Source organism: Methylobacterium sp. E-025 (assembly GCF_022829705.1).
Classification (GTDB): Bacteria; Pseudomonadota; Alphaproteobacteria; order Rhizobiales; family Beijerinckiaceae; genus Methylobacterium.
The window spans coordinates 62514-79498 of record NZ_JAKSYR010000091.1; the positions used below are offsets into that span (position 1 = coordinate 62514).

Below are 16985 nucleotides of genomic sequence, written 5' to 3' on the forward strand. Positions count from 1 at the left end.
GCGAACGACGACCGAGTGGCTTTGAGGAGGGGACGGGACGATGGCGGCGGGTGCGGGACTGGGTGAGAGCTTGCAGGACCTCGGGGGATCGGCGTTCGCGTCGATGCCGGGGCCGCAACGTGCCGCCGCGCTGCTGCTGCTCCTCGGCGAGGCCGAGGGGGCGCCGATCTGGCAGCGCCTGGAGGAGGACGAGATCAAGACGGTCTCGCACGCGATGGTCCAGCTCGGATCGCTGGAGGCCGAGACGGTCGAGAAGCTGATCATCGACTTCGTCTCGCGGCTGTCGACCGGCGGGGGCATCACCTCGAACTTCGAGCGCACGGAGTCGCTGCTGCTGAAGATCTTCCCCACCGAGCAGGTCTCGATGATCATGGCCGAGATCAAGGGCGCCTCGGGCAAGCGGGTCTGGGCCTCGATCGCCCAGGTCGATCCCGAGATCCTCGCCGCCTTCCTGCGCAACGAGTACCCGCAGACCGTCGCCGTGGTGCTGTCGAAGGTGCGCTCCGACTACGCGGCCAAGGTGCTCACCCTGCTGCCGGAGGAATTCGCCATCGACGTGCTCAACCGGATGCTGCGGATGGAGACCGTGCAGAAGGAGGCGCTCCGCCACATCGAGGAGACGTTGCGCGTCGAGTTCGTCGCCACCATCGCGCAATCCGCCCGCCGCGACGCGCACGAGATGATGGCCGACGTCTTCAACGCCTTCGACCGCCAGACCGAGGGCCGGTTCCTGGCCGCCCTCGACCAGGGCAACCGCGGCTCGGCCAAGCGCATCCGCGAGCTGATGTTCACCTTCGAGGACCTGCTCAAGCTCGATCCCGGCAGCGTCCAGACGCTGATGCGCTCGGTCGACAACGAGACCCTGTGCCGGGCTCTGAAGGGCGCCGACGAGCGCGTGCGCGGCTTCTTCCTGGCGCAGATGTCGACCCGCGCCGCCAAGAACCTCACCGACGAGATGGGCTCGATCGGCCCGATCCGCCTCAAGGAGGTGGACGAGGCCCAGGCCAAGATGACCGAGCTCGCCAAGGACCTCGCCGACAAGGGCGAGATCATGATCGCCAAGAACAGCGCCGAGGAGGAGCTGGTCTATTGAACGCCAAGCCCGCTCCCGCCAAGACGCCGTTCCTGTTCGAGACCGACTTCCGCCGGCCGCAGCCGAGCCGCGAGAGCGTGCGCGCGGCCGAGGCCGCCGACGAGGCCGCCGCCCACGCCCACGCCCGCGGCGTGCAGGAGGGCCGCGCCCAGGCCGAGGCCCAGGCGCAGGCGCGGCTGTCCGATGCGATGACCCGCCTGTCGCTCGCCGCCGCCGGGCTGATCGCGCAGGCCGACGCCCGCGACGTGGCGCGCGAGGACCAGGCGGTCGAGGTGGCGGTGCTGCTCGCCCGCAAGATCGCGGGCGACGCCCTCGACGCCCGGCCGCTCGCCGCGATCGGCGAGGCGGCGCGTGCCGCCCTCCAGCACCTGCGCGGCGTGCCGCACCTTGTCGTGCGCGTCCATGACGGCCTCGTCGAGGAGGCCGAGGGGCTGATGAAGCGGTTGGCGCGCGAGCGCGGCTACGAGGGCCGCCTCGTCGTGCTGGGCGATCCCGACATGGCGTCGGGCGACGCCCGCATCGAGTGGGCCGACGGCGGGATCGTGCGCGAGCGCGCCCGCATCGAGGCCGCGGTCCTCGATGCCCTCGGCACCGCCGTCGAACCCTGAGAGATCGAAAGAGCCCGATGTCCGACGATTTCAGCCTGCCGCAGCTCGGCGACCAGGATCCGGCCTTCGCGGGCGAGGATTCGATCCGCGACGTGCCGACGACGCCCAAGAGCGCCTCCGACCTCGAGCAGCTCTTCGACGTGCCGGTGATGGTGTCGGCGGTGCTCGGTGCCGTGCGGATGCCGATCGGCGACCTGCTCCGCCTCGCCCCCGGGGCGGTGCTGGAGCTCGACCGCAAGGTCGGCGAGGCGGTCGACATCTTCGTCAACAACCGCCTCGTCGCCCGCGGCGAGGTCGTCCTGGTCGAGGATCGCCTCGGGGTGACGATGACCGAGATCGTCAAGGGCGACCGCTGACCTCTTGAGACCCGGGCCCCGCGCTCCGCCGTGCACGACGGGGCGGTCCGCGGCGCCGACACAGTTAGAACGGAGACACCGCGATGCGGCTCTTGATTATCGGACGGCTCAACGGCGAGCTGATCACCGCCTCGAAGATCGCGATGAACCGCGGGGCGGCGGTGACCCAGGCCGACGGCGTCGCGCAGGGGCTGAACGTCCTGCGCGCCAAGGGCGCCGACCTCATCATGATCGATGTCGGGCTCTCGATCCGCGACCTCGTCGCGGCGCTGAGCGAGGAGCGCATCCGCACCCCGGTCGTCGCCTGCGGCGTCACCACCGACGCGAAGGCCGCCGTCGCCGCGATCCAGGCGGGCGCCAAGGAGTACATCCCCCTCCCCCCGGACCCGGACCTGATCGCCGCCGTGCTCGAGGCGGTCTCGGCGGACGGACGCGCCTTCGTCTGGCGCGACGCCTCGATGGAGAAGGTGGTGCGCCTGGCCGAGCAGATCGCCCGCTCGGAGGCCTCGGTGCTGATCACCGGCGAGAGCGGCACCGGCAAGGAGGTGCTCGCCCGCCACGTCCACCAGAAGTCGGCACGCGGCAACAAGCCGTTCGTCTCGGTCAACTGCGCCGCGATCCCCGAGGCCCTGCTCGAATCCGAGCTGTTCGGCCACGAGAAGGGCGCCTTCACCGGCGCGGTCGCCCGGCGCATCGGCCGCTTCGAGGAGGCCAACGGCGGCACGCTGCTGCTGGACGAGATTTCGGAGATGGACGTCCGCCTGCAATCCAAGCTGCTGCGGGCGCTGCAGGAGCGGGTGATCGACCGCGTCGGCGGCTCGGCCCCGGTCAAGGTCGACATCCGCGTGCTCGCCACCTCGAACCGCAACCTCGCCGAGGAGGTCCGCAAGGGCACGTTCCGCGAGGACCTGTTCTACCGCCTCAACGTCGTCCACCTGCGCCTGCCGCCCCTGCGCGAGCGCCCGGCCGACATCCTCGAGCTCGCCGCGCACTTCGCCAAGAAGTATGCCGAGGTGAACGGCGTGCCGGTGCGGCCGCTCGGGCGGGCGGCGCAGGAGATGGTGCTGAAGAACCCGTGGCGCGGCAACGTGCGCGAGCTCGAGAACACCCTGCACCGGGCGGTGCTGCTCGCCTCCGGCCCTGAGATCGGCGCCGACGCGATCCTGACGCCGGAGGGCGACTCGATCGCCGCGCCGGTCGGTGCCGCGACGCGCGCGGCCCAGGTGGCGGAAGCCGCGACCCGCGGGCTCGTCGGCCGCACCGTGGCGCAGGTCGAATGCGACCTGATCCTCGACACCCTCGACCATTGCCTCGGCAACCGCACCCATGCGGCCAAGATCCTCGGCATCTCGATCCGGACGCTGCGCAACAAGCTCAACGAGTATGTCGGCTCGGGGCTCGAGGTGGCCGAGCCCGGCTCCGCCCGGGCGATCGCCGCCTACGGCTGATCGGCCTCCGCCGTCGGCTCCGCCGCGGCGCGGGGGCGGTGCTCGGGAAGCGTCACGCGCACCACCGTGCCGGCACCGACCTCGCTCTCGAAGGCGAGGCGGCCCCGGTGGCGGTTGAGGCTGTGCTTGACGATGGCGAGGCCGAGCCCGGTGCCGCCCTTCTGGCGGCTCGACGCCACGTCGATGCGGTAGAAGCGCTCGGTCAGGCGCGGCAGGTGCTCGGGGGCGATGCCCGGCCCGTCGTCGCGCACGCTCAGCACGATGCGGCTGCCGAGCAGCGCGTCGCGCGTCCGCGCCAGGCCGACGACGACGCTGCGGCCGCCGTACTTCACCGCGTTCTCGATCAGGTTCTCGACGACGCGCAGCAGCTCGTCCGGCTCGCCGAGCACCGGATACGCGCCCTCCCCCGCCTCCAGGACGACCGCGACGCCGCGGGCCGCCGCGAGCGCCCCTTGCGCATCGACCATCTGGCGGGCGATCGTGCCGAGGTCGACCACCTGGGTCGGCGCCACGTGCTCGCGCAGCTCGATCCGCGAGAGCGAGAGCAGGTCGTCGATCAGCCGGGTCATCCGCTGCGCCTGGCTGTGCATGATGCCGAGGAAGCGCTCGCGGGCCGGCGCGTCGGCACGGGCCGGGCCCTGCAGCGTCTCGATGAAGCCGAGGAGCGAGGCCAGCGGCGTGCGCAGCTCGTGGCTGGCATTGGCGACGAAATCGACCCGCATCGCCTCAAGGCGCCGCGCGGCGGTGAGGTCGCGCAGAAACAGCACCACGTTCGGCTGGCCGCCCTCCGGCATCGGCAGCGCGCCGATCTGGACCTCGAAGGCGCGCTCGGTCGGCACGCGGACGGCGTAGGTGGTCTTCGCGGGCGCGCCGGTCCGCAGCACCGCCTCCACCGCGTCGAGCACGTCCGGCGCGCGCAGGGCGAAGGAGAGCGGGTGGCGCAGGCGCAAGGCCGGCAGCAGGGCCCGCGCCGCCGGGTTCGCCTCGATCACCACCGCGCGGCGGTCGATGAGGATCACCGGGTCGGGGATGTTGGCGAGCAGCGCCTCGGCGACCGCGTGGCGATCGGTCTGGCGCAGGCTCGGTGCGGCGGCGATCGCGTCGCGCCCGCGGGTGGCGAGGAAGCCGCCGACGCAGATCGCCGCGAGCCCCGCCGCGATCATCGGCCCGTCGAGGAGGCCGCGGTGGTACGCGAAGAGACCGACGAGCGAGACCGCCGTCGCCGCGCTGGTCCAGGCCGCCCGGCTCGTGGCGGCCTCAGGCATGCTCGCGGCCGCCGAGGCTCACGGCTCTCCGCGCGCGCCGCCCGCCCGCTTCACGATCTCGTAGGCGCCGAGCATCGCCAGCGCGGTGACGAAGGGCACGACGTAGTAGCAGATCCGGAACAGCAGCAGAGAGCCCAGCACCTGCTCCCGCGGCAGGCTCGACAGCGCCAGCAGGATCGTCGCCTCGAACACGCCGAGCCCGCCGGGCGCGTTCGAGGCGATGCCGAGCATCGCCGCGAGGACGTAGATCGCCAGGAAGGTGGTGAAGCCGATGGAGAGGCCCGCCGGCATCAGCACGTACAGCACGGCGGCCGCCGCGCAGACGTCGCCGATGCCGACCACCATCTGCCCCAGGGAGACGGAGGCGCCCGGCAGCTCCAGGCGCCATTGCCGGATGGTGACGTGCCGGCGCTTGGCCGAGACCCAGCCGAGATAGCCGAGCACCAGGGCCAGCGCGAACAGCCCGACGCCCTGGTTGATCCGGATCGACGTGAAGGCGAGGCCCGCGAGCTGGCTCGCCTCGATGATCAGGCTCAAGCCCAGCACCACGCCCATGCCGAGCCAGAAGGTGAAGCCGGCGATGACCGTGAGCGCGGCGATCTTCGCCGCGGTGAGGCCCTGGCGCGCATAGATCCAGTAACGGATCGTGCCGGCGGTCAGCAGCGGGAAGCCGAGCGTGAAGCTCACCGCGTAGCTCGTGAACGAGGCGAGCGCGGTAATCCGGTAGGGCACCTTGATCCGCAACTGTCGCAGGGCGAGCGCGTCGTAGCCGGTGAGGAAGAGGTAGCTGACGAAGACGAACAGGAAGGCGAGGCCGAGCTGGTCGGAGCTGGCCTCGACGAACGCCTTGCGCAGATCCGCCCAGGTGACGGTCTGGACCAGCTTCCACAGGACGCCGAGCGAGACGGCGAACAGGATGATGCTCGCCGCGGTGCCGAGCCAGGCGTAGCGGCTGCGCCGGCCCTTGCCCGCCGTGGCGTCGGCCGGGATCGGCGCGTCTGGCGCGGCCGTCTCGGCATGATCGCGCGTTCCGCGATGCTGATCGTGGACGTTCATTCCGATCGGCGTCCGCCTCCGCCGGATATCCCGCCCGGCCAGCGAGCGGGCCGCGGGTTCGATGCCGGATGTTTCGGGCCGTTGCCCGTTGCCCCGCATGTAGAACCATCGGCGCTCCAAGGCCAGCGACCGCACCGGCTCGTTCTCAATCGGGCACGGAAAAGCCGGTTCTCGCCGTGCCGCATGTCCGCAGGATGACGCCGGCCTCGCCCAACCCGGCGCGGATGCGCGCGGCCACGTCCGGCGCGGTGCAGACGTAGGTCGGGCTCGGATGCGGGATCACGACCATCGGAAGACCCGGCCTCAGCGCGGCGATGGTCTCCCGCGCCATGCCGGCGACGCGGCCGGACAGGACGACGACGGCGAGGTCGGGCAGGAGCGCGAGCAGCGGGGCGAGGCAGGGCGCCGCGGCACGGATCTCGGAGCGGCGCGGCGCCCGGTTCAGGGCGCCCTCGGCATGGATCACGAACGGGATCGCGTTCCAGATGAGTGTGTCGGCCCGCGCGATCCCCGCCTCCGCGAGGAAGCGGAACAGGTTGGCCGCGGTGCCGGTGGGGTTGTCGCGCGAGACGAAGCCGGTGCGGACGATCGCCGGTCCCGGCGTCTCCAGCAGGAGCAGCAGGCGTGCGTGGATGCCGCCGTCGAGGGGATCCGGGTCGGGAACGGGGGCGTCGAACTCTCGGGCGATCCGGGCTGCCATCGCGCGGAGCGGCGCGACGTGACCGGCATCGCGGATCGCCCGTCGCGCCGCCAGAACCTCCGGGTCGGCCAAGCTCTTCGGCGTGCCGGGCTCAGGCGGCCGCATCGAAACCGGGACAGCCGTCGGGCAGGATGCCCGCGACCGAGACGCGTTCGCACCCGCCCTCGGCGCCGAGACGGTCCATCAGCGCCGCGCGTCCGCCGAACTGGAAGCCGAGCTGCGTCGCGTAGGCGGCGCAGGCCTCGGCCTTCGCCTCCTGCGCGGCCCGATCGAGGTCGACCTGGCGGACCGGCAGGCCGGCGAAGGAGGCGGCGAGCGGCGCCTTCGGCACGGTGTCGCGCACCGTGTAGGGGAAATCCCGCCACCACAGCACCGGCTGCCGCGACCCGGTCCTGCGGAAGGCCGCGACCACCTGCAGGTGGTCGACATGGCCGCCGATCGCCTGCGGCGCGAGGATCAGGTCCGGTGCGATGTCGTCGAGCAGCGCCCGGAAGGCGGGGACCAGGTGCTCGACGATGCCGTCGTCGGCACGGGGCACGGCGAAGAGGTCCGGCGCCGAGCCGTAGCCGCGGTGCGGCGCCTCGCGGAACGGCAGGTGACGCACCTCGACCCCGAGGCAGCGGGCCGCCGCCTCGTCCTCGGCGCGGCGCAGGCGCATGTAGTCCACCGACGCGTCGAGCCCCTTGTCCAGCTGGCAGGCGAGCGCGAACCCGGTCGGGCCGGGGACGCTCTGCGTGAACACCGTCGCCATCACCACGCGCCAGCCCGACGCGGCCAGGGTCGCCATCGTGCCGCCGCAGGAGAAGGCGGCATCGTCGAGGTGGGGAGACAGGGCGAGCGCGGTGGGCATCGGATCAGGGCTTGCGGCTAGAGCAGGTGCGGCTCGGCGCGGAAGCGGCAGGCCGGATCGTGCGGGAGCGTGTCCGCGAAGTTCGTCGCCGGGGCCGCGTGCACGACCTCGCCGTAGACCGCCATGATCTGCCGCCCGACCGCCGTCCAGGAGTACACCCGGCGGCATTCCTCCAGGGCGGCCCCGGCGAGGCGGCGGCGCAAGGTCGCGTCGGTGACGATCCGCGTCAGCGCCTCGGCCAGCGCCGGCACGTCGCCGGGCATCGTCAGGAGGCCGTTCTCCCCGTCGCGCAGGCAGTCCGAGACGCCGACCGCGTGGCAGGACACGACCGCGAGCCCCGCGGCCATCGCCTCCAGGATCGTGTTGGAGAAGCCTTCCGCGTAGGTCGGCGACACGAAGACGTCGGCCTGTCGATAGAGGCTCGGAACGGTGTCGTAATCGGCGTAGCCGGTGAAGCGGATCTTGGCGTCCGAGAACCCGAGTTCCGCGGCCAGCGCGTGCGAGGACTCCACGTCGGGGCCGATGCCCGAGATCGTGGCGGCGAACGGCGTGCCGCGTTCGCGCAGGATCGCCAGGGCCTGGATAAAGTCGAGCACGCCTTTCCGGCGGTCGACGCGGCCGTGATAGAACAGGCGGACCGGTCCGTCATGGGGCGCCGGCAGGCCGTCGCCGCCGCGGGCGAACCGCGCGGTGTCGACGGCGCCGGGCACGATGGTGAAGCGGGCCGGGTCCGAGCCGAGCCGGTCGCAGACCTCGTCGACGAAGGAGGCGCCGCCGATCAGCAGGGCGTTGGCATGGGCCAGCACCGCGCACATCGCGACCCGATGGGTCTCGCAGCACGACCCGACCCAGTGCCCGTCGCCGCCCTGGATCGAGACCACGTTCGGCACGCCGAGCGCCTTGGACGCCAGCAGCACCGCCCACCCGGTCGGGTAGCCGTACTGCGCGTGCAGGACGTCGAAGGGCTTGCGCGCGTGCTCGTCGCGGATGGTCGCGACCATCGTGTCGATGTCGCGCTCGAAGTCGCCGCTCGTCTGCTCGCCGACCTGCTCGAGGCCGATCACCCGCACGCCCGGCACCGCGGGCGGCGGGCCGCCGCCGTAGACGCGGGTGCCGAACGCGTCGCCGCGATACTGCGAGACCATCGTCACGTCGTGGCCGGCCTGGACCAGCTCGCGCAGCAGGTTCTGCGCGTAGACGCTCATGCCGGAAATCGCCGGAAAGTAGCGCCGGCTGACGAAGCAGATCCTCATTGCCGCCGGGTCTCCTGGTCGTCCGGAAGGGGCGGCCCGTCGCGCCGGCAGCTGCGGAGGTATTCGAGCGAGGCCGGGATCATCGCGTCGGCGCGATGGCTCTCGCGCGACAGCTCCACGCAGATCAGCTTGTCGTAGCGGATGGCTTCCAGCGCCTCGAGGATGCCGGGCACGTCCATGTCGCCCTCGCCGAAGGGCAGGTGGATGTGCTCCCCGCGCTTCATGTCCTCGATCGCCACCGTGCCGATGCGTCCGGCGAATTCGTGGACCGCCGCCGCCGGGTCGCGCTCGCCGGTGACGAGGCAATGGCCGGTATCGAGGGCGAGGCGCAGGCCTCCCACCTCGAGCGCGGCGAAGTCGTCCAGCGTCTCGATCAGCATGCCCGGCTCGGGCTCGAGGCACGGCACCACCCCCTTCTCGGCGGCGTAGGCCACGACCTCGGTCAAGCCTTCGACGAGCCAGCCCCGCGCCTCGGCCGGGTCGACGCCCGGTCGCGGCACCCCGGCCCAGAACGAGACCGCCTCGGAATGCAGCATCGCGCCGATGTCGATCGCACGCTTGAGGAAGCCGACGCGGCGCGCGCGGGCCGAGGCGTCTGCGGTGACGAGCGTCGGCTCGTGCTTGGCGCGCGGATCGAGGAGGAAGCGGGCGCCGGTCTCGATCACCGAGCCGAGCTCCAGCTTCTCCAGGCGGCTCGCAACCCGGCCGGCCTCCGTCGCCCAGCCCTCCGCGAAGGGGTCGAGGTGGTGGATGTCGAGCGTCAGGGCGACGCCGTCGTAGCCGGCGCCCTTGATCATGTCGATCGCGTCGTCGAGCCGGTGGTTGGCCGCACCGTTCGTGTTGTAGGCGAAGCGAAGCGTCACGCGGCCCTCCCCGTCTGCTCCAGCCGGAACGGGGCATGGTGCGATTCCGGCTCGCGGTAGAGCGGATAGTGGCTGCCGACGATCGACTCCGCCAGCGCGGTGTCGAACAGCGGCTGGCCGCCGAAGCGCTCGATCGCCTCCGGCGTCAGGCGAACCGGCAGCAGGGTCTCGCTCGGGGTGCCGAACGTGATCAGCGGGTGGTCGCGCTCGATCAGCTTGCGGGCGTTGCGCTCGCCGATGCGGTAGTAGCTCATGGTCTCGACCTCGAGCCCCGGCACGATCGCCTTGACAACGCCGACCGCGCCGCCCACCGGCGAGCAGTCGACGTAGAGGATGTCGAACCCGGCCTCGTCGAGCCGGTCGCAGGCGATCTTGCCGCGCGCGTGACCGTCGGCGGCCGGGGTCGTCGGCAGGTCGGTGAACGCCTTGGTCGCCCGCTTGGAATAGACCGTGTCCTTCAGGACGTCGCGCAGGCCCTCGGGGGGCAGCACGATCCATTCGAGCATGGCCTTCAGCGCCCGGCTCTCCTCGAGGTCGAGGCTCGGCAGCGCCTTCTCGATGAACGCGCCGACGTAGCCCGGCGGCGTCACCCGCTCGGCGAAGGCGAGCGGCCCGTGGCCGAAAGCCTTGCGCACGCGGGCGGCCTGGAACTCGAGCAGCGCCTTGCGCAAGGCCCGCTCGCGATCCGGGTCGCAGGCCTCGCCGCAGGCCGAGAGCGCGATCGGCACCGGGGCGTCGGCCGGCTCCTTGTCGTAGCCGACGACGTAGAGGTTGGTCAGCCCGAACTGGTCGGTGGCGAATTTCGGCAGCGCCCGGATGCCGAGCGCGTCGAGGCGGTCGAGCATCGCCCGCGTCTCGGGTCCGAGGCCCTCCGAGACGTCGAGCATCACGCCCTGGTCGAGCGCACGGAACAGGAGGCCGTTGCCGTCGCGCTGCAGCAGCTCGAGGACGCCGTGGCCGAGCGCGAACGGCACGTCCGGCCCGGCACCGAGGCCGTTGGTGATCAAGTTGGTGAAGGGCTTGTAGCCCTCCGACAGCTCGAAATAATCGGTGGCCGCGATGTCGAGCGGCATCAGCACGATCGCACCGGTCCTGGCGCGCGTCGCCGCGGTCCATTCCAGCACCGTGTCGCGCCCCACCGGGGAGCCGGCCGGCAGGCAGAGGGTCAGCGGGTCGGCGACCGAGCCGGCGCCGTAGACCTTGACGAGGTCGTGGTAGCTCGCGCGCTCCTTCTTGCGCGGCATCACCGCGAGTGACGGCATCAGGTTCTCGGCGATCTCGGCGACCGCGCCGATCAGCGCCTCGTCGTCGGTGGCGCCGTAGCCGATGCCGGACGGCATCGCGCCGACGAAGAACGGATCGTCGAGGAACAGCGAGACGAACCAGACCGGGATGCCGGTGCGGTCGAGCGGCGCCAGGGGGAACCCGACGATCCGGCCCGGCGGAAGGATGTCGAGATAGGCGCGCACCGGCTCCGGCAGGTTCTGCGGCAGCCCCTCGATCCGGCGCGCGCCGCCGAAGCTGTAGGGCCGCGGCGCCTTGATGCGCGGATCGCGGGCGCGGTCGTCCTGGTCGTTCTCGGTCACGTGTTCGGTCCGTCTGCTGGGGCGAGCGCGCCGTAGGCCCGCGCGATCAGCCGCATGGTGTGGAGGTCGCGTGCCGCCGAGTAGGCCTCCCGCTCCGCCGGACGCCGCAGCGCCGAGCCGAAGGCCCGGACCTGCTCGGTGAAGGGCGACGCCTCGGCGTCGAAGGCGACGGGCTCGGAGGCGCCGGTCGCACCGTCGGTGAAGGTCACGGTGCCGCCGGCGGTCTGGCCCATCGTGTCGATCGCGGTGAGCAGGCCCTTGGTGCCGACGATCTCGAGGCGGCGGCGCGGCAGCGCGTCGGGGCAGTTGTAGGCGACGTTGAGACTCGCCAGCACCCCGCTCTCGGTCCGCCCGATCAGCAGCGCGCCGTCGTCGACCGCGTAATCCTGGGCCCGCGCCTGCGTGAGGGCCGCGATGTCCATCAGCGATTCGCCGAGGAGGTAGTCGACGAGGTCGAGCCCGTGCGGCGCCAGATCCATCAAGGCGCCGCCGCCGGCCTGCGCCGGATCGATGCGCCAGTTGTCCTGGCCGGGGCAGGCCGCCCAGTCGCGCCCGAGCCAGCAGGCGTAGACGATGCGGATCGCCGTCACCGTGCCGAGCCGGCCATCGGCGATCCGGTCGCGCAGGGCGCGATGGCCGGGATGATGACGCTGATCGAACGCCGTGCCGTAGAACGCCCCCGACCGTGCGACCGCCGCGGCCATCGCCTCGGCGTCGCCGAGGCTCGCCGCCATCGGCTTTTCGCACAGGATCGCCTTGCCCGACGCCGCCAGCGCCGCGACCGCCTGCCGGTGGAGGTGATTGGGCGTCGCGACGTACACCGCCTCGATCTCCGGGTCGGCGACCAGCCGGTCCAGGCTGTCGTAGGCGCGGGCGCCCTCGGCCTCGGCGGCGGCGCGGGAGGCCGCCCCCGGGTCGCACACCGCGACGAGGCGGTGCCCGGCGGCGCGGATGCCCGGCGCCATGTAGTCGCGGGCGACCCAGCCGTAGCCGACGATGCCCCAGCGGACGGCATCCATCACCAGCGCTCCGGAAGGTCGACGAATTCCCGGCTGCGCACGCGTCCGGCCTCCGCCGCCTCGACGCCGCCGGAAAAGACCAGCCTTTCGGGACCGTGCGATCGCAGCGGGTAGGTGACGTGCGGCGCGTACTCGGCCTCGTAGCGCTCCGAGGGCCACGCGATGGCATACCCGCCCGTCTCGTCGCGGCGATAGAGCGGGTTGAGGACGAGGTCGGCGCCGGCCTTCGGCAGCGTCAGCCCGTCCACGACGGAACGCGGCGCCGGCCGCATCCCCGGCCCGGCGACCACCGAGAACGCCTCGCAGGCCCGCAGCTCCGACGGCGCGCGCGGGCTCGGCGCCCGCGCCGCGACCAGGGCTCGGGTCAGCTCGGCGTCGTCGTAGACGAGGGCGTCGGGAAACAGCTCGGCGATCTCGTCGGCCGATACGGCGCGGCCGGCCGAGAAGCCGGGGCGGTCGCTGTTGTGGATGTGGCTGAGCGCCAGCCAGCCGTCGTCGCCGGCGTTCTGGCGGAGGTTGTCGAGCAGCGTCGCCTTCTCGTCGAGGAAGTAGAAGGCATCGTTGCAGACGACGAGGTCCACCGGCGCGCCCGGGATCGGCCAATGCGCCGAGCCGGCATCGAAGCAGACGAGCTGCGCACCGGCGCCGACCACCCAGTGCCGGGCGACCCAGAGCTTGGCGAAGACCACGTCGGCGCCCGCGACCTTGCAGCCGCGCTGCTTCAGGGTGCGCAGGTAGTGGCCGATGCCGCAGGCGAACTCGAAGACGCAGACCGGATCGTTCCAGTGCGCTTCGAGCAGGGCGAGGCCGGCGAGATAGGTCGGGTCGCTCCACCGGTGCAGGAAATAATCGCCGACGCGGCCCCAGCCGAGCAGGCGGACGGCATCGCGCAGGGTCGCCGTGGCGCGGCCGGCGATCAGCGCGGAGAGGTCGGCCGGCTCGGCCGGCGGGCCGGTCCACCAATCGTCCTGATCGGCGAGCAGAAGCGCGAGCGCCGCGTCGCCCTCGCCGGCGTCGAGATGCGCGAGAACGCGGGCGACGAGGTCGGCGCGGCCGACCCGGAGATAGGGGATGCCGTCGACCACCGGCCAGCGCTCGCCGGCGTCGGCATCGCGCAGGGAATGCGCGGTGTCGGGCTTCAGCGCATGGCCGGTCGCGGGCGACCGCAGGTCGAAGGGAATCATCGGAACTCTGATGCCGCGGGCGCGGTCACGGCAGGAACGGCATGGCGGGAATGGCGTCGTATGTCCGTCGCGGAACGAACGCCGCGACGTCGGTTCTACGGAATGCGCATATCCGCGAGCACGCGATCGTGGAAGCCTTTGACCGGCCCGGCATGGACCAGCTCCATCTCGTCGAGCACCGTGCCCATGGTGAGCGAGGCCGCGCGCAGGTGCTGCGCGATCTGCAGCACGCGGTCGATGCAGTCGGCCGCATGAAACGCCCGGCCTTCCGCCGTCGCGTCGTCCGGCAGCACCGCGCGAGCCCGCTCGACCGATTCCCGCAGCGGGCCGTCGAGCTCGTCGAGCGCCCATTGGGTCGTCCGCGCCATGATCGGGCCGAGATGGTCGCCGAGCAGCATCTCGCCGGTGAAGCCGGCATCGGGCATCGCGGCGTTGTGGAAGTGATGCGCCATCGCAGCGAGGAACACGGTCGCCGGATCGGCCCGGTAGAACGGGCTCAGCACGACACCGTAGACCGCGACCACGAGGCAGTGCTCGGCATGGTTCTCGGGGGGCTCGAGCAGAATGCGGGGACGCCCGGGACAGGTGACACCCGCCCGCGGCTGCTGCGCCAGGGCTGCGACGAAACCCGGCACCGTGCCCTGCCGATGCTCGGCACGATGGCGAAGCCGGTCGCGAAGCGCATCGCGCAGGTGAGGATCGAGTGCCGTCGTGACGCTGTCGAACCCCTCGACGAGGACGCCCGACACGGCCGCGTCCGGCAGGCCCGCAGCGGCCAGGAATGCGGCATCGAGATCGCACAGCCGCGTTGCGGCCAGAGCCGTTGCGGCGACGTCGAGCGCCACATCCTCGGCGGGTGTTCCGCCCGTCAGGGCACTCCAACCCTGCGCGAACAGACGTTCCGCGATGGAGCCGACGCGTCCGGCGGACCGGACGCGCTTGAGATCGTTCATCTCGACGAGCAGGTCGCGCAGCTCGGCGGGCGCCGCAGGCCCGGACGCGCCGGTCGCCGGAACGCCGTCCGACATCAGCGGTCGCCGTCCAGCCAATCGAGCAGCATCTTGCCCTGCTTCCCGAAATCGTGCTCGGGACCGTGGCCGTTCTTCACCATCGGCGCCTTGAAGAAGGTCGAGAGCTGCTCCTGCACGCCGCCGTCGCCGCGCTTCTTGGCGAGGTCGAGGACGCGGGCGATCTCGATGACGAGCGGGGCTGCGAGGATCGAGTCCTTGCACAGGAAGTTGACCTTCACCTGCATGCGCTGGCCCATGAAGCCGGTGATGTCGATGTTGTCCCAGGCTTCCTTGTCGTCGCCGCGCGGGCGGTAATAGTGGATGTGGACCAGGTGATCCTCGACCGGGTAGCCGAGGATCGAGTCGAGCACCGTGCCCTTGGTGTTGATCTTCGACTGCAGCGAGGCCGGGTCGTTGAGGGCGAGGCCGTCGCGGTTGCCGAGGATGTTGGTCGAGAACCAGCCGTCGACGTGAAGGGCGCGCGCCTTGAAGGCCGGTGCGAGAACCGTCTTCATCATGGTCTGGCCGGTCTTGCCGTCCTTGCCGGCCACCGGAACGTTCATCTCGGTGGCGAGCGACAGCAGCGCCGGCACGTCGGCGGCGATGCTCGGGGTGAAGTTGGCGTAGGGCACGCCGCTCTTGATCGCCGCATAGGCGTAGAGCATCGCCGGCGAGATGTGCTCGTCGCTGGTATCGAGGCCCTTCTCGAAGGCTTCGGTCGAGTTGAGCACGGCGGCGGTGAGGTCGGGCCAGCGCTCGGTGGAGGCGAGGTTCACCACCACGACCTCGTCGAGGTTGCTCTCCTGCTTGAAGCGGCGGAGGTCGGCGGCGATGATCGACACCGCCTCGCGATGGTCGGCGGCGACGATGCGGTTGGCGCCGTCGATGTTCTTGCAGAACTTCGCGCTGCCCACGGCCGGCCAGGGCTGGATGCCCTTCAGCACCTGGGCACCGTTCTCGATGTCCTGCTTGGTGAGCACGCCGTGCCCCTGCGCGGCGGAGGCGAGATCGTCACCGTTCAGATCCCATCCGGCGAAGACGAGATCCTTGTAGTCGGCCATTCCGGCGACTGCGACGCCCGCGAGAGGCAGACCGTCGAGGCGGTTCGATCCGGACTTGATCATCTCGATGCCGGCGATGGCTGTGGTGGCGACGGCGCCACCCATGCCGACGAACGCAACGCCGACGCGACGACCGGTCTGCATGCTCATGGGGAGAAAATTCCTTAAACGCTTCGGACGCAGGGACTTCGAACGGGCCGATGCGGACCGCCCTGCGTGGCCCATGCTAACTGGCGCTCGGGTGCAACGTTCCAAGCCCGAATGCGACATCTTTGTGCCAACCTAGGGCTGAATGGGACCCGAACGGCTGGTTAAGAATGCGTGAAAAGAGAGCGTTAACCGCTCCTTAAGCGTGCCACGCTTGGATCACCGAGCCGTCCCATTGTGGTCACGGCATCCGGCGATAGAGCCGCCGCTTGATCGAAGCCCGGCCGATGAACGCCGCGGCACGAAAAGGACCAGCAATGGGGGTTTTCCCGGAGCCGGCGCTCTGCGCCGACGACGTGAGCCGACTCGTGCCTATCGAGTCGAATTGTGAAGTGAACACCGTGGTTTGGCTGCCGCGGGCCGTGTGCGGGACGCAGCGGAACGAGGCCGGATTTCGCCGCCCGTCCGCCCTGCGCCGCAGGAGCGCCGCGCTGGGGCTGGCCGCCCTGCTCGCCGGGTTCGTCGTGCCGCAGGCCGCCTTCGCGCCGGCGGCCTCGGCCCACGACCGGATCGACGAGCGTCCCCGCGCCGCGATCGATCTGGCCAGCGCCGGACCTTCCCACAACCCCTCCGAGTGGAGCGGCGTTCCCGTCATCGAGCAGGAACCGGCCACCAGCGCGCTGATCGCCGGCGACCTCGCCGCCCTGCCCCAGCCGTCGCCGGAGACCGACGACACCATCCGTTTCGGTAAGGTCGGCGTGCCGCGCCGGATCGTCGACACGATCCTGAAGGCCGCCGCCGCAGCGGGCGTCGACCCGGTCTACCTGATGGCGCTGGCCGACAAGGAATCCAGCTTCGCGACCGACGTGAAGGCGCAGACCTCGTCGGCCGAGGGCCTGTTCCAGTTCGTCACCGCCACCTGGCTCGAGATGATCCGCGACTTCGGCGCTCGCTACGGCCTCGACGCCGAGGCGGCCGCCGTGAAGGGCCGCGGCGCCGCGATCACCGTCGCCGCGCCGATGCGCGACCGGGTGCTGTCGCTGCGCAAGGACCCCTACGTCGCCGCGCTGATGGCGGCGGAGCTGATCAAGCGCGACCGCGGGCGCATCGAGGCGCGCGTCGGCCGGGCGCTGACCACGTCGGAGCTGTACTTCGCGCATTTCCTCGGCACGTCGAGCGCCGGGCGATTCCTGACGATGAGCGCCGACCGCCCGGACGAGGTCGCCGAGCGCGAGTTCCGCAGCGCGGCGCGGGCCAACCGGGCGCTGTTCACGCAGAAGGCCGACAAGGCCGCCGGCAAGGCGCGGCGCCACCTCACGGTGGCCGAGGTCTACGACCGCATCGACGGTATGATCGACCGGCGTCTGTCGCGCTACGAGGGCGTCGCCGCCGTCGCGGCCGCGGTCGAGACGGCCGAGCCCGCGGCGGAGCCGCCGGCCCAGCGCGTCCAGGTCACCGAAGCGCTGCCTCCCGACGGCGAGTGATC

Annotated in this window: 16 protein-coding genes; 5 read left to right on the top strand and 11 right to left on the bottom strand. The window is 71.6% G+C overall.

The window, feature by feature from the left end:
* Positions 1-40 precede the first annotated feature (40 nt).
* The 4 genes from MKK64_RS11560 (at position 41) to MKK64_RS11575 (ending at position 3505) form a co-directional block, all read left to right on the top strand.
* A complete protein-coding gene (locus tag MKK64_RS11560) occupies positions 41-1093 on the top strand; it encodes a flagellar motor switch protein FliG (protein WP_147728882.1) in 1053 nt (350 codons plus the stop codon).
* Positions 1090-1701, top strand: a complete 612-nt coding sequence (locus tag MKK64_RS11565) for a FliH/SctL family protein (protein WP_243934899.1) — start codon at positions 1090-1092, stop codon at positions 1699-1701. Before MKK64_RS11560 ends, MKK64_RS11565 begins: the two co-directional genes overlap by 4 nt.
* Positions 1702-1718: 17 nt before the next feature.
* On the top strand, positions 1719-2057 hold the full coding sequence (gene fliN, locus MKK64_RS11570; RefSeq protein ID WP_147727056.1) for a flagellar motor switch protein FliN: 339 nt from the start codon (positions 1719-1721) through the stop codon (positions 2055-2057).
* 83 nt (positions 2058-2140) lie between these two features.
* The gene (locus tag MKK64_RS11575; RefSeq protein WP_147727057.1) at positions 2141-3505 is read left to right on the top strand and encodes a sigma-54-dependent transcriptional regulator; all 1365 of its coding nucleotides are present in this window, start codon (positions 2141-2143) and stop codon (positions 3503-3505) included.
* Here MKK64_RS11575 and MKK64_RS11580 read toward each other — a convergent pair.
* The 11 genes from MKK64_RS11580 to MKK64_RS11630 form a co-directional block, all read right to left on the bottom strand.
* A complete protein-coding gene (locus tag MKK64_RS11580; protein WP_243934901.1) occupies positions 3496-4770 on the bottom strand; it encodes an ATP-binding protein in 1275 nt (424 codons plus the stop codon). The genes MKK64_RS11575 and MKK64_RS11580 overlap by 10 nt on opposite strands.
* A gap of 18 nt (positions 4771-4788) precedes the next feature.
* Positions 4789-5826, bottom strand: coding sequence for a lysylphosphatidylglycerol synthase domain-containing protein (locus tag MKK64_RS11585; protein WP_243934903.1), 1038 nt, complete (start codon positions 5824-5826; stop codon positions 4789-4791).
* Between the two features lie 145 nt (positions 5827-5971).
* On the bottom strand, positions 5972-6631 hold the full coding sequence (locus MKK64_RS11590; RefSeq protein WP_243934905.1) for a uracil-DNA glycosylase: 660 nt from the start codon (positions 6629-6631) through the stop codon (positions 5972-5974).
* Positions 6618-7376: a PIG-L deacetylase family protein gene (locus MKK64_RS11595; protein ID WP_243934907.1), complete on the bottom strand. Its 759-nt coding sequence runs from the start codon at positions 7374-7376 to the stop codon at positions 6618-6620. The genes MKK64_RS11590 and MKK64_RS11595 overlap by 14 nt, the downstream gene beginning before the upstream one ends.
* A 17-nt stretch (positions 7377-7393) precedes the next feature.
* Complete coding sequence (locus MKK64_RS11600; RefSeq protein WP_243934909.1) at positions 7394-8629, bottom strand: glycosyltransferase family 4 protein; 1236 nt, start codon at positions 8627-8629, stop codon at positions 7394-7396.
* Positions 8626-9492: a sugar phosphate isomerase/epimerase family protein gene (locus MKK64_RS11605; RefSeq protein WP_243934914.1), complete on the bottom strand. Its 867-nt coding sequence runs from the start codon at positions 9490-9492 to the stop codon at positions 8626-8628. Before MKK64_RS11605 ends, MKK64_RS11600 begins: the two co-directional genes overlap by 4 nt.
* A complete protein-coding gene (locus MKK64_RS11610; protein ID WP_243934916.1) occupies positions 9489-11078 on the bottom strand; it encodes a YcaO-like family protein in 1590 nt (529 codons plus the stop codon). Before MKK64_RS11610 ends, MKK64_RS11605 begins: the two co-directional genes overlap by 4 nt.
* Entirely contained in the window at positions 11075-12097 is a 1023-nt protein-coding gene (locus tag MKK64_RS11615) for a Gfo/Idh/MocA family protein (RefSeq protein ID WP_243934918.1), read from the bottom strand. Before MKK64_RS11615 ends, MKK64_RS11610 begins: the two co-directional genes overlap by 4 nt.
* Positions 12097-13281, bottom strand: a complete 1185-nt coding sequence (locus tag MKK64_RS11620; RefSeq protein ID WP_243934920.1) for a class I SAM-dependent methyltransferase — start codon at positions 13279-13281, stop codon at positions 12097-12099. The genes MKK64_RS11615 and MKK64_RS11620 overlap by 1 nt, the downstream gene beginning before the upstream one ends.
* A 95-nt stretch (positions 13282-13376) precedes the next feature.
* The gene (locus MKK64_RS11625) at positions 13377-14309 is read right to left on the bottom strand and encodes an HD domain-containing protein (RefSeq protein ID WP_243934922.1); all 933 of its coding nucleotides are present in this window, start codon (positions 14307-14309) and stop codon (positions 13377-13379) included.
* Positions 14309-15502 (bottom strand): inositol-3-phosphate synthase, encoded by a 1194-nt coding sequence (locus MKK64_RS11630; protein WP_147728787.1) that lies wholly within the window; start codon positions 15500-15502, stop codon positions 14309-14311. Before MKK64_RS11630 ends, MKK64_RS11625 begins: the two co-directional genes overlap by 1 nt.
* 314 nt (positions 15503-15816) lie before the next feature.
* Here MKK64_RS11630 and MKK64_RS11635 point away from each other — a divergent pair, with 314 nt between their 5' ends.
* On the top strand, positions 15817-16983 hold the full coding sequence (locus MKK64_RS11635; RefSeq protein ID WP_243934924.1) for a transglycosylase SLT domain-containing protein: 1167 nt from the start codon (positions 15817-15819) through the stop codon (positions 16981-16983).
* Positions 16984-16985 lie beyond the last annotated feature (2 nt).

Bases quoted from the DNA above. Each gene is read 5' to 3' on its own strand.
- MKK64_RS11590 (WP_243934905.1), bottom strand. From the start codon at position 6,631: ATGCGGCCGCCTGAGCCCGGCACGCCGAAGAGCTTGGCCGACCCGGAG.
- MKK64_RS11560 (WP_147728882.1), top strand. From the start codon at position 41: ATGGCGGCGGGTGCGGGACTGGGTGAGAGCTTGCAGGACCTCGGGGGA.
- MKK64_RS11595 (WP_243934907.1), bottom strand. From the start codon at position 7,376: ATGCCCACCGCGCTCGCCCTGTCTCCCCACCTCGACGATGCCGCCTTC.
- MKK64_RS11585 (WP_243934903.1), bottom strand. From the start codon at position 5,826: ATGAACGTCCACGATCAGCATCGCGGAACGCGCGATCATGCCGAGACG.
- MKK64_RS11600 (WP_243934909.1), bottom strand. From the start codon at position 8,629: ATGAGGATCTGCTTCGTCAGCCGGCGCTACTTTCCGGCGATTTCCGGC.
- MKK64_RS11620 (WP_243934920.1), bottom strand. From the start codon at position 13,281: ATGATTCCCTTCGACCTGCGGTCGCCCGCGACCGGCCATGCGCTGAAG.
- MKK64_RS11615 (WP_243934918.1), bottom strand. From the start codon at position 12,097: ATGGATGCCGTCCGCTGGGGCATCGTCGGCTACGGCTGGGTCGCCCGC.
- MKK64_RS11575 (WP_147727057.1), top strand. From the start codon at position 2,141: ATGCGGCTCTTGATTATCGGACGGCTCAACGGCGAGCTGATCACCGCC.
- MKK64_RS11625 (WP_243934922.1), bottom strand. From the start codon at position 14,309: ATGTCGGACGGCGTTCCGGCGACCGGCGCGTCCGGGCCTGCGGCGCCC.
- MKK64_RS11580 (WP_243934901.1), bottom strand. From the start codon at position 4,770: ATGCCTGAGGCCGCCACGAGCCGGGCGGCCTGGACCAGCGCGGCGACG.
- fliN (WP_147727056.1), top strand. From the start codon at position 1,719: ATGTCCGACGATTTCAGCCTGCCGCAGCTCGGCGACCAGGATCCGGCC.
- MKK64_RS11635 (WP_243934924.1), top strand. From the start codon at position 15,817: ATGGGGGTTTTCCCGGAGCCGGCGCTCTGCGCCGACGACGTGAGCCGA.
- MKK64_RS11630 (WP_147728787.1), bottom strand. From the start codon at position 15,502: ATGAGCATGCAGACCGGTCGTCGCGTCGGCGTTGCGTTCGTCGGCATG.